This is a genomic window from Undibacterium sp. FW305-107 (assembly GCF_058788535.1).
On the sequence record NZ_JBYTAV010000011.1, the window covers coordinates 196,865 to 209,865 of the forward strand.

A 13,001-nucleotide genomic window follows, 5' to 3' on the forward strand; every position below is an offset into this window, starting at 1 on the left:
CATTCGCTCCGCGTGATTACGCATGGACGCGAATTTGATTGGTGGCCACGGGTGGCCGGATGTGATGTCAAGCAGCAGCGTTCAATTTACGGAGTGGCAGCCTGCACGACCGCCTGGTTCAGGTATTGCAGCTCACTTTCCGCATCTGCTGTCGTGGCTGAAGCCCAGAAATACCAGGTGCCGATCGCCAGTCCGTTGATGGATGTCGACAATGCCTGCGGGTTTTGTACTGTTGTCAGTAAAGCAGGTGCCAGGTCGTATTGAGTCTTGCTGCCATACACCTTGTAGCCTGTCAGCCCCGTCAGCCCGCCCAATAAAGTGCCATCCGCCCTGGTCAATGGCGCTTTCCACTTGACGGTGACCGGTGCGCCGGTTTGGCCGATTGGTTGTACAGGTAAGTACTTGAAGCTGGCCGTGACACTTTTCGCTGCATTCATGGTGACTACGCAAGTCGGGTTACTGCCTGAGCAGGCGCCACCCCAGCTGCCCAGAGTCATGTATTTATTGGCAGGGATGGCGGTCAGGGTCACATTGGTACCGGCACTAAAATTACTGACGCAGGTATTGTCGCAGCGTATGCCGGTCGGTTCAGCGCTGACACGGCCAGTTCCGGTCAGGCTGATGCTCAGGCTGAAGCTGTTGTTTTGCGCCTGGACTGGGCTGGCAGGCAGTACACCAGTGGCCACAAGAAAAATGCTTGCCAGGGTAAGAAGGGGAAGTCGTAAAGGGAAATTCATTGGCTATCCTTTTCATGTACAGGTAGATGAAAATTGAATCATTCGGCTGACGCCTGCAAATTCAGGTACAGCAGACATTTGCAGACTTATCAGAGCGGCAAGCGTACTGCCTTTGATTTATTGCGTATATGGCACTTTCGTTCCTTTTCGTTATGAATTGCGCAAGCCAGCTTGTGAAGGAAGCTGAAAATCATTTACAAGCAAATGACCCAGACTGGATGTGCTGCATGGAACCCGGGATGACGAGTGTGGACACAGCTAGTTTTGACAGTTTTCCAACATCCAGCAAAATATTTCAAAATTAACATTGCAAATACTTTAATTTTGTAAAAAATGCACTAAACTCTAGCGTCAGGGCCAGCGCACAGGGGCTAACACTCGCGAGTGATCGATTTTTATCATTTGGGATATTTCTTCATGATTACTGCCGACCAATAATTCCTGAAACTGGCTATTGCCTCTACGAAACTGAAGCTGCGTCCATGTCAATTGATGTTGGGAGAGCCTTGCGATGAGACTATTGATGCCACATTCTGGAATAGTAAAGGGCGTGCTAGGCATGCTGGCCCGGCATGAGCTCAGCGCCAATCAGCGCAAACCCCATGTCAGGCAACTTATTTATGTAGCTTTGCCATGTGCATTGTTGCTGGCACTGGCAAATTATTTGCAGTCCGGCTATCCACTTCCCGGCATGATCGTTGCTGCCACAGCCCTGCTCATGCTGGGAACGGCTTTTTTCCTGTCCAGTCAGGAAAAATTGCTGGCCATGGCCGAATCCCTGCTCTTGCTGTTTGCCCTGCTGGCCAGTGTGACGCTGGGTTTGCTGGGTGGCATTGCGGGTAGTGGCATCTTGTGGATTTATGCTTTTCCCTTCCTGGCATTGTGGCTCAAGGGGCAGCGCCAGGGGGCGCAATGGAGCCTGGTGTGGCTGCTGGCCATGGTATTGAGCATGCTGGCGGGCAGCAGCATTTTTCCTTTCGCTTATAACTATGATGAAAAATTTGTGCTGCAAGCCAGTGCAGCGCTGCTGTTTTATTCCGGCATTGCACTGGCCTATAATTTCAGCCGCAGCCAGCTGGAAGAAAAACTGTATGTCAGCGAACAAGGGGTACAGGCCAAGACCCGCGACTATATGGCCAAGCTGGAACAGGCTGCTTATCAGGATGGCGTCACCGGCTTACCCAACCGCCTGCGCTTGCTGGATATTCTGGGCAGGGAAATCAGCGCAGCCCAGGAACGCGGACATACCCTGCTGGTGGCACACATACGCCTGAAAAAGATGTTTGAGACGGCCAACATCATAGGCACGGATGCCAGCGATAAACTGATACGCAATATTGCCGCCACCATGACGGCCACGGTCGGTTCTCGCGGTATATTCGCCCGCATCAGGCGTGATGAATTCGTCTGCATCTACCGCAAGCATTCTGAAGATATCAGCGCAACTGAAATCATCAAAGACGTGCTGGCCTTCCGTCTCGAATACAAAATCAACGATTACGCAATTCACATAGACCATACCATAGGCGTCGCCAGCTTCCCTGGCCATGCAGGTGATGCCGAAACCCTGTTGCGAAAGGCGGCGCAAGCCATGCTGCAGGCGCAGTTTGCCAACCAGGCACTGGCTTTTTATGATGAAAGACTTGAGCAACAATTCAGCAGGCAGCAACTGCTTTTCGCACAATTGCATGAGGCCCTGCAAAAAGGCGGGCTCAGCCTGCATTACCAGGGCCTGATTGATTTGCAGAGTGGCGCTGTCATCGGTGCAGAAGCTTTAGCCCGTTGGATAGACCCTGTATCCGGCCCGATAGCACCGTCAGAATTCATCCCCATTGCAGAAAAATCCGGTCTCATCAAACCCTTTACACTATGGGTTATGCGTGAAGCCTTTGGCCAGCTCGCCAGATGGCGTGCCGAAGGACTGGACCTGTTCGTCTCCATCAACCTGTCCTCGCGGTCAATACTGGATAACCAGCTCGTCGATGATTTGCGCAGCTTGCTCAAGGAATTCAATCTGCCCGCCGAATACGTAGTGCTGGAACTGACCGAGGCCAGTTTTGCCGATTCGCCAGAAACTGCACTGCAAACCATTTTGAGCCTGCACAAGCTGGGCTTCCGCCAGTCCATCGATGACTATGGTACCGGTTACTCTTCCTTGTCTTACCTCAAAAACCTGAAGATCGATGAGCTCAAGATAGACCAGAGTTTCATGCGCAGCATGGCAACAGATGCCAGCAGCCGCGCCATTGTGCAGTCGACGATACAACTGGCGCATAATCTGAACCTCAAGGTAGTGGCCGAGGGCATAGAAAACGCCAAAACCGAACAACAGCTGAAAGAAATGGGCTGCGACATAGCCCAGGGCTATTATTATTGCAAGCCCATGCCTGCCGATGTGTTTAACCAATGGGCGCGCTCATGGCAAATTAATCGCAGGGCAGTGTTGTCGGCCTGAGAGCTTCTTTTTGCAATCCCCTGTGAAAAGGCTTAGCATGCGGGTTCGTCCCCATTACTTGCTATTCCTATCCCCATGCCCATGCCTTATTCACTGCAAAAGAAAATCAAACAATTCAGCCTGGGTCTGTTGATCTGCCTTATGTTCATGGCAGCTGCCATTTCTACTCTGGGTTTGCGGGATCAGGTGGTGGCAGCGGATGTGGTGGTCGTGCCGGGCAATACTGTTAATGCTGATGGCAAGCCATCCGAGCGTCTGCGTGGTCGCCTGAATGCGGCATTGCGTCTGTATGCCACGCAACAGTGCAAAGCCATCCTGGTCAGTGGCGGCATTGGTGAAGAAGGTCATGATGAAGCTGCCGTCATGAAAAAATACCTGGTCGACCATGGCGTGCCAGACGCGGCTGTCTATACCGATAATCAGGGCGTCACTACTTTTGCCACGGCAAAAGCTGCGGCAGCCCTGATGCGAGAGAAAAACTGGAAAACCAGCATGCTGGCCAGCCAGTTTTTTCATATAGCGCGTTTTCAACTGGCGATGAAGAAGTATGGCGTGACGCCTGTGGGACATGTGCATTCTACGCATTATGAAGTGCGGGATGCCTATTCACTGGCACGTGAGGTGGTGGCGTATTTTGAGTATACGTTTAGTAATCCGCAGGTGGAGTGAGCTTGCTATGTTGAGCTAAACAGGATGCGGTAATTTAGTTTCACGCCCCTTGCTTTTGATTTCCATTTAATTTTAAAAACGACATTTCTGCGTGCTTTTTGCAGGAGGTAACCGCGCTGATACTTCAGCGGCGTTCTTGGAAAACTTCTGGTGGAATTAATTTCAGATTGGTATTGTTTTAAATATCTGTTTTTAAAATACTTGCGCACGTATTTTAAGATTACAGGCCGGGGGTAGCCCGGCAGCTACATTCTTTTCTTGTCTCGCCAAGAAAAGAACGCAAAAGAAGGCGACCGAGGCGTCGCTGCCCCCTAAAGGGGGTTCCCTTTGCTGCAAGTCAAAAAATGGGAAAGTCCGAAAACTCGCTACGCTCAGACATCGGCCTTTCTTTTTCCATTTTCTGTCTTACATCAAAGGCATCGACACATCGGAACTGCAGAAAGTCAAAAGCAACAGCAAGACCCCCAGCTCAGCATCTATCCACATTTCTGCTCGATTAGCTTATTAGAGCCAGTCACTTTGGAAACTTGAATGTCACATTACGTGTCTTAAAATAAAATCCTGTAAGCCTATGGTCTAAGGCTACGACTAATTTATATCTGTCGTATGATTCATGCATAAGCACATATCTTTATAGAAAGTCTTCATCGTGAACAAAACAAAATTACTCAGTGTCGTTACTGCGGCCATGTTGGCTGTGGCCAGTTTCTCTGCGTCGGCACAGGCAAATAAAGATACTCAGCAGATGAGTTTTCAAGGGGCTGAGCTGAATGGCAAGAAGCTCGCTATCAGTGACTATGCAGGCAAGACCTTGCTGGTGAGTTTTTTTACGGCGGGTTGCAATCTCTGTGCGCGTGACTTGAAGCTCATGCGTGAGTTTTATGTTGGTAATATGAAACGCAATTTTGTCTTGCTGGCGATTAATATTGATGCAGACAAGAAAGACTTTGATTCTTATGTACAACTGATCAATCTGGCCGTGCCTGCGGAGCAGCGCTTTCCTATCATCTGGCGCAATACGCCAGGGTACAAGGATAATTTTGGGACTATTATCAGTCAGCCCACGCATTTTGTGATCAACCCTAAAGGCCAGCTGGTCTTGAAGCGCGAAGGCAGTTTCCAGCCGAATGACTGGGATAATCTGTGGGAATCGCTGGGTTCCTGATTCTTGGCTAGAGAGGTAACGGCATGGACGTGAAATACGAAGTGAGCATAGTTGATACCAGCCAGGTAGAAAACATACGTCAGTGCTTCGCCGTATTCAGCTACTTGCGCCCTCACCTGGATGAGGCTGAATTCATCAGCCGGGTACAGGTTCAGGTAGCTGAAGGCTATACTATCGCCTGCATCTATCTGGATGGAAAGGTGGTCGCTGCCGCCGGTTATCGCGTGCAGCACTACCTGGCCTGGGGCAGGATACTCTATCTTGATGATTTGATCACCCACCCACAAAAGAAAAACGCAGGTTTGGGGTCAGCGCTGATGGACTGGGTAAAGCATCAGGCAAAGATCTTGAATTGCAGTGAGTTACATCTTGATACTGGCTATCAAAGGCATGATGCGCACAGGCTGTATCTGAATAATGGTTTCGACCTGAGTTGCCACCATCTTTCCAGAAAAATAAGCTGAGCTTATCGCCTGAGTTGAAATTCAAATTCACATACAAACTCAAAATTCCAGCGGCAAACTCCAGCTTGTGGGGATGACATCATGCCTGACCACGGCGCGCTGTTGCTGGTGGCGCTGCAGGCTGTCGGAGCTCCAGGTTTTTTCCCAGCCGGGTGGGTAGGTCAAACCTTCACCTTGCCAGTCTGGCAGGCGCTGGCGCACAGCGATCACGGGCAAGTGCAGTGGTAAAGGCAGCTCTGGTGTATCTGCCCCCAGGCTATAGGCGTAATTGGGCAGCAAGGCATCACAAACTGTGGCAAACCAGGCGGTGTGATCTTCATCCTGGCCCAGTGCATTGGCCAGACCAGCGGGATCAAAGCGGGCCAGCGCCTCTATCAATTCTGCCGTGCTGGCACCAGGTGCATCGCCCCAGCCCATGACGGGGTTGAAATTGTAATCAGCACCTGAACCGTACCAGCCTTCACGCCAGGGTCTTTGCATCCAGTTGCGCGGGCCTGTGAATAACTGCCAGCGCCAGTGCAGGCCAGAGGCCTTGGGCCAGCTATACAGATAGAGTTTTTGATAACCGGCAGCATGCAGGTCCCTGACCATGGCCATCAGACGCGCATGCGGCATGCGTTCTGGCGGTGCGCGACGAAACAGTATTGGTTCACCATCGGCATGCTGGACCTCATCTGTGGACAAGTTCAAATCCAGGGTACGTTTTTCATCGCCAAAACGCGCTGCCACCCAGCCACTTAGCAAGTTGACGGCAGTCAGCACGCCATAGCCACGATGGCGGTGAAAAATAACGGTTCCGGGGGCAATCGGTTTCATATATCTCTGGTGTATCAATACGCTGTATGCGATGAAATGCAACAGCTTAGTGTAGCAGTTTTCACTGGCCCCCTATGCGCGTTACAATGTGTCTAATCTAAAAAAATTTTTCAAATTCTTCATCTACAGAGACTAGACCATGACATTGCGCATCATCGCCACTGGTGGCACTTTTGATAAACATTATGATGAACTGGCCGGCAAGCTCAGCTTTGCTGACAGCCACCTGCCCGAAGTGCTGAAACGTGCACGTCTGACGATACCAGTAGAGCTGGAAGTTTGCATGCTGGTGGATTCGCTCGACATGAATGACAGCCACCGCAATACCGTCTTGCAGGCTTGCCAGCAATCGGCAGAAAAGGCGATTGTCATCATCCATGGTACCGACACCATGCGTGAAACGGCAGAAGTGTTGGGTGCTGCCAATTTGGGCAAGACCATTGTGTTTACCGGCGCCATGATCCCTTACGAAATCGCCAATTCCGATGCCTTCTTCAATCTGGGCTTTGCCTGCAGTGCTGCGCAACTCTTGCCAGCCGGTGTGCACGTCGCCATGAATGGCAAGGTCTTCCCCTGGAATGATGTACAAAAGAACCGTGAAGCTGGTGTATTTGTTAATAAGTAAAACCCGGTAAGATCATTGAGACTAATTGAGACCACGATGAAACTGCTGCTGGCGACATTATTGCTGTGTTTTTCCACCCTGACGCAGGCAGCAGAAACGCGTTTCGATTCCGTCTATTTTTTCCAGTCGCAAGCCGAGCTTGAAAAAAAAGGCATCAATGTCGATACCTTTGGTCGCTATACACGGGTCTTGCAAACACAGATATACAAAGCTTTGAAAAAAGTCAAAATGGCAGAGAGTGCGGGTTATCTGGTGGTGGCAGTTCGTTCAGATGGTGAAGTCACCTGCTGGCTGGACATGGCACCCGCCGTGCATGAATATTACGATAACCAGATTTATGAAATCGTAAAAAAAGTGCCGCCTGTGAATGTAGAAAGCGGCATCCTGGTGTTCGGCATGAAGATGGCGATAGACACGGCTGTACATACCAAAAAAGCCGTGCCCGCCCCTGCCGACTGGGCAGAGGCCAAAAAGAAAATCAATGACCCTCATAATATCGAGGAACTGGTTTTGTCCCTGTGGCCAGAGTAGGCATTTTTCAGTCTTGTGTTACCAATAGCTTTAAGGCAGCAAGCAGGGCAGTACTTTCATCATCAGTGCCTATGGAAATGCGTAAAAATTCACTGATACGCGGCAGTTTGAAATGACGAACGACAATGCCGGACTGACGTAAATCCAGGGCGATTTTTTCAGCAGTAAAACCGGAATGGCGGGCGAAGATGAAATTCGTAGCCGATGGCAAGACTTCAAAACCCAGGCTCCGCATAGCTGTTGCCAGCCTTTCCCGCGTTGCCATCACTGCCTGACAAGTCTGCAAAAAATAATCCTGGTCTTCAAATGCGGCAATCGCACCCGCCACCGCCAGCCTGTCCAGAGGATAGGCATTGAAACTGTTTTTGACACGGTTCAAACCCGTAATCAAATCTGCATGGCCAGCAGCAAAACCTATGCGCAAACCAGCCAGTGAACGTGATTTTGACAGTGTATGCACGACCAGCAGATTGGGGTAACGATTGATGAGTGCAATCGCTGTCTCGCCACCAAAATCCACATAAGCTTCATCAATGACGACTACCGTATCGTGATTGTGTTGCAGCAGGAATTCGATTTTTTCCAGCGGCACGACGCAGCCAGTTGGGGCGTTAGGATTGGCAAAAATAATCCCGCCGTTTTCTTGCAGATAATCGTCCACATTCAGTTGAAATTCTGCATCCAGTGGCACGCTGCTGTAGGCTATTTCATACAGGCCACAATACACAGGATAAAAGCTGTAGCTGATGTCAGGGAAGAGCAAAGGCCGCTGATGTTTGAGCAAAGCCTGGAACACATGTGCCAGTACTTCATCTGAGCTGTTGCCGACAAAAACCTGGTCCGCCTGCAAGCCATGATAATTGGCGATCACGCTACGCAAATGATCTGAGCCTGGATCAGGGTAAAGACGCAAATCAGCATTGGTGGCTTGCTGTATCGCCGCCAGCACACGGGGTGAAGGCGGGTAAGGGTTTTCATTGGTATTGAGCTTGATGAGCTTGGCTATCTTTGGTTGCTCACCAGGGGTATAAGGACTCAGCTTGTGGACAACTTCACTCCAGTATTTACTCATGATCTGACAATTCTGCTTTAACGAAAAAAATCTTTAAGATCCGGTGTTCAGATTAACTTGAACTCTTTGCAAGAGTTGTAATAACTCTTGCTGTTCACTACTCGCCATATCTTTCAATGCCAGGGTATTCAGACGCTTGGCTTGCTGGCGCAATGTCGTCAATACGCTTTGCCCATCCGTAGTCAGCGTCAGCCTGACATTGCGTTTGTCTGCTTCATCGGCAACCGCATCAAGCAAGCCCTGGTCGCGCAAGCCCTTGATAAGCCTCGCCAGTTGCGCCTTGTCGCGGCCACTGTGCTTGGCCAGGTCGCTCTGGGTAGAGCCGGGGTAATGGCCAAAATAGCTCAATACCTTGCCCTCCATATGGGTGATGTCATGCGGGCCATCGCGCAGGGCCTGGTATTGCATGGAACGGTATTGATGCATGACCGTATGGATAAGGTCCAGCACCCCATCCTCATTATTTTCTTGAGAATGGTTGACATTGTCATTTGTTTTGCGCATTATAGTAGATATTGTCAACTAATTTGATGGGTGAATAAATGAGTATAGCCTCTGAAACCAGCCGCGTACAACGCATACGCCATGAAATCAAACGCCGTAATCTGCAAGTTGTCCGTGTTGAAAGCCCGACCCCACACTTCCGCCGCATCACTCTCAGTGGCGCTGATCTGCCGGGTTTTATCAGTGCATCCTTTGATGATCACCTTAAACTGATACTGGGTGCCGACAGCGACAATGTTGTCATGCGTGATTACACGCCCAGGCATTACGATGCCGCCAAAGGCGAACTGGTGCTGGAATTTTCCATACACGGTGATGGCCCCGCTGCCGCCTGGGCCAGCCAGGCCAATGTTGGCCATGCCGTCACTGTCGCCGGGCCGCGTGGCTCTTTAGTCATCCCTGTCGATTATGAATGGCATTTGCTGGCAGGTGACGAAACAGCCTTGCCAGCGATATCCCGGCGCCTGGAAGAACTACCAGCCGGGGTACGTGCCATCGTTATCCTGCAGGTGCCACCAGCAGAACGCCGTGAATTAAGCAGCGCGGCAGATATCAGCATCGTCTGGGTAGACAGCGCACCAGAGTTTCTGGATACCCTGCGCGCCCTGCCTTTGCCTGCGGGTGATGGCTATGCCTGGTGTGCCGGTGAAGCTGCGACCATGGCTGCAACACGCCGCATACTGGCAGAAGAAAAAGGCCATGCTGGAGCTGCCATGCGGGTGGCGGCTTACTGGAAGCGTGGCTTGATAGCGCATCATGAGAACCTGGAAAGCTAAGTTAAGGATGAAATCCGGCTGCAGCCGGATTGTCATTTGAATTCGCCTACCAAAAAATCAATAAACGCCCTGACCTTGGCAGGCTGCTGGCGGCGGCTCAGATAGTAGACATACAGGTCGGCCGCTGGCAGTGTGTAGGCAGGCAAGACGATCTGCAGCCTGCCACTTTCCAGGTATTTATTCAAATCCCATTCCGAGCGCACCAGTATGCCGTGGCCATCCAGTGCCCAGTTCAGCACCACATCGCCATCATTGCTCGATACCGCGCCACGTACCTTGACCAGTTCCACCTTGCGTCCTTTTTCCAGCCGCCAGGTGCCATACACGTCATCATTTTGCCTGTGCAGGATGCAGCGGTGACGATGCAGCTCGGCAGGCGTCTGCGGATGCCCGGCCTGTTTCAGATAGGCGGGTGAGGCGCATAAAAAACGCCGGTTGCTCATGAGCTTGCGGGCACCCAGGCGTGAATCCGGCAATTCACCAAAGCGTATCGCCAAGTCATAGGCTGCTTCCACCAAGTCTATGGGACGGTCCGTCAGTTGCAATTGCACTTCCACTTCTGCATGCAAATGGGCAAAGCGTGACACCAGCGGCGCGATGTGGGTGCGGCCAAAGCCTGGCGTGGCATTTACCCTCAGCAAACCCTTGGGTATGCCGCGGCTACTGGATACCGACTCTTCCATGTCGCGGATACTGTCCAGTATTTGTCTGGCTTGCACCAGATAGGACTCACCTTCACTGGTCAGGCTGAGGCGGCGTGTGGTGCGGTTAACCAGGCGCACGCCCAGGCGTTGTTCCATCAGCATCAGGCGCTTGGTCACCGCGGGCGGGGTGACACCCAATTCGCGTGCGGTAGCCGACAAACTGCCCAGCTTGGCCAGCAGCACGAAAAAAGTCAGTTCAGGAGCAATATCAATATTCACTTGAAGTAAATAATGGTTTCAATATGAGTGAATTATATCTCTCAAAATGAAGAGTAAGCTTTGACCATGTAGATTCCCTTTTACACCTGTCAGGACAAAGCCAAATGAAAATCGTAGAAATCCGCGAACAAACCGTTCCCATCAGTTCACCCATACGTAATGCCTATATTGATTTCAGCAAGATGACGCTGAGCCTGGTGGCTGTCGTGACGGATGTGATCAGAGATGGCAAGCGCGTCATCGGTTACGGTTTCAATTCCAATGGCCGCTATGGACAAGGCAAGCTCATGCGCGAACGTTTCATCCCGCGCATGCTGGAAGCTGAACCAGAAAGCCTCATCAATGACACAGGCGACAATCTCGACCCGCACAAGATCTGGAACTGCATGTTCACCAATGAAAAACCCGGTGGTCATGGTGAACGTTCAGTGGCTATCGGCACTATCGACATGGCAGTCTGGGATGCAGTCGCCAAGATAGAGGGCAAGCCGCTATTCCAGTTGCTGGCAGAACGCTATGGCAATGGCACGCCAGACCGCAATATCTTTGTCTACGCTGCAGGTGGCTATTACTACCCCGGTCAGAACCACGACAAACTCAAGGATGAAATGCGCAGCTATATTGACCGTGGCTATACTGTGGTCAAGAAAAAGATAGGCGGTGCCTCTCTCGATGAAGATTTGCGCCGCATTGATTCCATACTCAGTGTGCTTGGTGACGGGCAAAAGCTGGCGGTCGATGCAAATGGCCGCTTTGACCTCGACACTGCCATCAAATATGCCAAGGCACTCTCGCAATACGACTTGTTCTGGTATGAAGAACCGGGTGACCCGCTGGACTTTGAATTGCAGGCGACATTGCGCAATTATTATCCTAACCCCATGGCGACTGGAGAAGACCTGTTCTCTATGCAGGATGCCCGTAACCTCATACGCTACGGCGGTATGCGCGCTGACCGCGACTGGCTGCAGTTCGATTGCGCTCTCAGCTATGGTCTCGTCGAATACCTGCGTACACTGGATATGTTGCGCGAACACGGCTGGTCAGCCAAACGCTGCATCCCTCACGGCGGCCACCAGATGTCGCTGAATATTGCCGCTGGTCTGGGCCTGGGTGGCAATGAATCTTATCCCGACCTGTTCCAGCCCTATGGTGGCTTCCCGGATGGGGTGAAGGTTGTCGATGGTTACATCATGCTGCCAGAATTACCGGGCATAGGTTTTGAAGGCAAGGCAGATTTGTATGCGGAGATGCGCAAACTGGCTGATTAATGGATCGTGGATAGATTTTGAGTAGTGGGTTTGAGGCGGGCGACACAAATTTAAAGACAGGGTTCTGTTGCTGTATAGTGGCGCACCGCATTTTAATTGGTTTCAGCATGTACAAATCCAAGCTTTTTTCACCCGCAGGAAGCAGGCGATTACTCTCTTTATTAGCGTTGTCCTTGCTCCCGGCTTCTGTTTTCGCAGGCGACATCCTCAGCTGCAAGGATGAAAATGGCAAAACCATCTACACCGACAGCGCGGCGAAATGCGATGGGCAGGCGCAAAAATTTCATGGACATGATTCTGCCACCTCGGGCAAGGCAAATTTTAGCTCGCCCCGCCGCAGCTACCAAACCATCGCTGGCGACTGGAAGATACTGGTCGAACAGGATATGGCCGCGGCTGATCCCAAACTCACCACTGCTGCAAGCAACAAATTACAACAAGCACTGACTGAGATTCTGGGCAAGTTGCCCGCAGCATCACACCAGCATGTCAGGTCGCTCAATTTTTACCTGATGTGGGGCGAGAAATCTCCCAAGGGAGGAGAGAAATCAGGCATGCGTGCCGTAAAGCGGGTTGATCCTCTCAGATTGCCTTTGTACGATCCTGCCTGGAAAGATGCCGTTATCATTTACAGTGCAACAAATCTGATGTCATTGGATGAGCTGTGGACTAAAAAAGCCCTGACCCATGAGATAAGTCATACCTGGCATTTGCGCGACTGGCCAGCCAAACACCCGGAAATCACCGATATCTGGGAAGCGGCAAAACGTGCCAGTTTGTATAAGAATGTGGAAACCTATAAAGGCAAGACGCTGGCCAGTGCTTATGCACTCACCAATGAGCGTGAGTACTTTGCCGAATTGAGCGCAATGTATTTTGTCGGTGCTGACTACCATCCTTATGACAAGACTGGCTTGAAAAATTATGATCCCTTGGGCTATAAAATGGTGGAGCAGTATTGGGGTTTGCGCTGATACCCTGTGGTCATCAAAT

14 protein-coding genes are annotated in these 13,001 nt (G+C 51.1%); 9 read left to right on the plus strand and 5 right to left on the minus strand.

The features are described from left to right. Positions 1-86: 86 nt before the first annotated feature. The gene (locus tag AC3WQT_RS23600) at positions 87-737 is read right to left on the minus strand and encodes an InlB B-repeat-containing protein (protein WP_492707643.1); all 651 of its coding nucleotides are present in this window, start codon (positions 735-737) and stop codon (positions 87-89) included. Positions 738-1,260: 523 nt separating this feature from the next. Between AC3WQT_RS23600 and AC3WQT_RS23605 the strand changes: the two genes are divergently transcribed. From AC3WQT_RS23605 to AC3WQT_RS23620, 4 genes are all read left to right on the plus strand, one after another. Then, entirely contained in the window at positions 1,261-3,192 is a 1,932-nt protein-coding gene (locus AC3WQT_RS23605) for a putative bifunctional diguanylate cyclase/phosphodiesterase (RefSeq protein ID WP_492707644.1), read from the plus strand. 75 nt (positions 3,193-3,267) lie between these two features. Continuing rightward, complete coding sequence (locus tag AC3WQT_RS23610; RefSeq protein ID WP_492707646.1) at positions 3,268-3,861, plus strand: YdcF family protein; 594 nt, start codon at positions 3,268-3,270, stop codon at positions 3,859-3,861. 649 nt (positions 3,862-4,510) lie between these two features. After that, on the plus strand, positions 4,511-5,026 hold the full coding sequence (locus AC3WQT_RS23615) for a TlpA family protein disulfide reductase (RefSeq protein WP_492707648.1): 516 nt from the start codon (positions 4,511-4,513) through the stop codon (positions 5,024-5,026). Between the two features lie 23 nt (positions 5,027-5,049). Continuing rightward, positions 5,050-5,490 carry a GNAT family N-acetyltransferase gene (locus AC3WQT_RS23620; RefSeq protein ID WP_492707650.1) on the plus strand — a complete coding sequence of 147 codons (441 nt, stop codon included), beginning with the start codon at positions 5,050-5,052 and terminating at the stop codon, positions 5,488-5,490. Positions 5,491-5,529: 39 nt separating this feature from the next. Here the strand turns inward: AC3WQT_RS23620 and AC3WQT_RS23625 are convergent, their stop codons facing one another. Then, the gene (locus AC3WQT_RS23625) at positions 5,530-6,306 is read right to left on the minus strand and encodes an L-asparaginase (protein WP_492707652.1); all 777 of its coding nucleotides are present in this window, start codon (positions 6,304-6,306) and stop codon (positions 5,530-5,532) included. Positions 6,307-6,445: 139 nt separating this feature from the next. Here AC3WQT_RS23625 and AC3WQT_RS23630 point away from each other — a divergent pair, with 139 nt between their 5' ends. Together AC3WQT_RS23630 and AC3WQT_RS23635 are read left to right on the plus strand one after the other, a co-directional pair. After that, a complete protein-coding gene (locus AC3WQT_RS23630) occupies positions 6,446-6,931 on the plus strand; it encodes an asparaginase domain-containing protein (protein ID WP_110254445.1) in 486 nt (161 codons plus the stop codon). Positions 6,932-6,967: 36 nt separating this feature from the next. After that, on the plus strand, positions 6,968-7,462 hold the full coding sequence (locus AC3WQT_RS23635) for a hypothetical protein (protein WP_492707654.1): 495 nt from the start codon (positions 6,968-6,970) through the stop codon (positions 7,460-7,462). A gap of 7 nt (positions 7,463-7,469) precedes the next feature. On the opposite strand, the gene hisC is transcribed toward AC3WQT_RS23635, so the two are convergent. Together hisC and AC3WQT_RS23645 are read right to left on the minus strand one after the other, a co-directional pair. After that, positions 7,470-8,534, minus strand: a complete 1,065-nt coding sequence (gene hisC, locus AC3WQT_RS23640; protein ID WP_492707656.1) for a histidinol-phosphate transaminase — start codon at positions 8,532-8,534, stop codon at positions 7,470-7,472. Between the two features lie 33 nt (positions 8,535-8,567). Next, the gene (locus tag AC3WQT_RS23645; protein WP_492707658.1) at positions 8,568-9,038 is read right to left on the minus strand and encodes a MarR family winged helix-turn-helix transcriptional regulator; all 471 of its coding nucleotides are present in this window, start codon (positions 9,036-9,038) and stop codon (positions 8,568-8,570) included. 38 nt (positions 9,039-9,076) lie between these two features. Between AC3WQT_RS23645 and AC3WQT_RS23650 the strand changes: the two genes are divergently transcribed. Further along, a complete protein-coding gene (locus AC3WQT_RS23650; protein WP_492707659.1) occupies positions 9,077-9,814 on the plus strand; it encodes a siderophore-interacting protein in 738 nt (245 codons plus the stop codon). A gap of 32 nt (positions 9,815-9,846) precedes the next feature. Here AC3WQT_RS23650 and AC3WQT_RS23655 read toward each other — a convergent pair whose 3' ends face one another. Continuing rightward, positions 9,847-10,737: a LysR family transcriptional regulator gene (locus AC3WQT_RS23655; protein WP_492707661.1), complete on the minus strand. Its 891-nt coding sequence runs from the start codon at positions 10,735-10,737 to the stop codon at positions 9,847-9,849. A 104-nt stretch (positions 10,738-10,841) separates the two neighbouring features. Between AC3WQT_RS23655 and AC3WQT_RS23660 the strand changes: the two genes are divergently transcribed. Then, complete coding sequence (locus AC3WQT_RS23660; RefSeq protein ID WP_492707663.1) at positions 10,842-12,008, plus strand: mandelate racemase/muconate lactonizing enzyme family protein; 1,167 nt, start codon at positions 10,842-10,844, stop codon at positions 12,006-12,008. Between the two features lie 173 nt (positions 12,009-12,181). Continuing rightward, positions 12,182-12,982, plus strand: coding sequence for a hypothetical protein (locus tag AC3WQT_RS23665; RefSeq protein ID WP_492707665.1), 801 nt, complete (start codon positions 12,182-12,184; stop codon positions 12,980-12,982). Positions 12,983-13,001: the final 19 nt, after the last annotated feature.

Bases quoted from the DNA above. Each gene is read 5' to 3' on its own strand.
- AC3WQT_RS23600 (WP_492707643.1), bottom strand. From the start codon at position 737: ATGAATTTCCCTTTACGACTTCCCCTTCTTACCCTGGCAAGCATTTTT.
- AC3WQT_RS23620 (WP_492707650.1), top strand. From the start codon at position 5,050: ATGGACGTGAAATACGAAGTGAGCATAGTTGATACCAGCCAGGTAGAA.
- AC3WQT_RS23610 (WP_492707646.1), top strand. From the start codon at position 3,268: ATGCCCATGCCTTATTCACTGCAAAAGAAAATCAAACAATTCAGCCTG.
- AC3WQT_RS23630 (WP_110254445.1), top strand. From the start codon at position 6,446: ATGACATTGCGCATCATCGCCACTGGTGGCACTTTTGATAAACATTAT.
- AC3WQT_RS23660 (WP_492707663.1), top strand. From the start codon at position 10,842: ATGAAAATCGTAGAAATCCGCGAACAAACCGTTCCCATCAGTTCACCC.
- hisC (WP_492707656.1), bottom strand. From the start codon at position 8,534: ATGAGTAAATACTGGAGTGAAGTTGTCCACAAGCTGAGTCCTTATACC.
- AC3WQT_RS23625 (WP_492707652.1), bottom strand. From the start codon at position 6,306: ATGAAACCGATTGCCCCCGGAACCGTTATTTTTCACCGCCATCGTGGC.
- AC3WQT_RS23605 (WP_492707644.1), top strand. From the start codon at position 1,261: ATGCCACATTCTGGAATAGTAAAGGGCGTGCTAGGCATGCTGGCCCGG.
- AC3WQT_RS23635 (WP_492707654.1), top strand. From the start codon at position 6,968: ATGAAACTGCTGCTGGCGACATTATTGCTGTGTTTTTCCACCCTGACG.
- AC3WQT_RS23650 (WP_492707659.1), top strand. From the start codon at position 9,077: ATGAGTATAGCCTCTGAAACCAGCCGCGTACAACGCATACGCCATGAA.
- AC3WQT_RS23645 (WP_492707658.1), bottom strand. From the start codon at position 9,038: ATGCGCAAAACAAATGACAATGTCAACCATTCTCAAGAAAATAATGAG.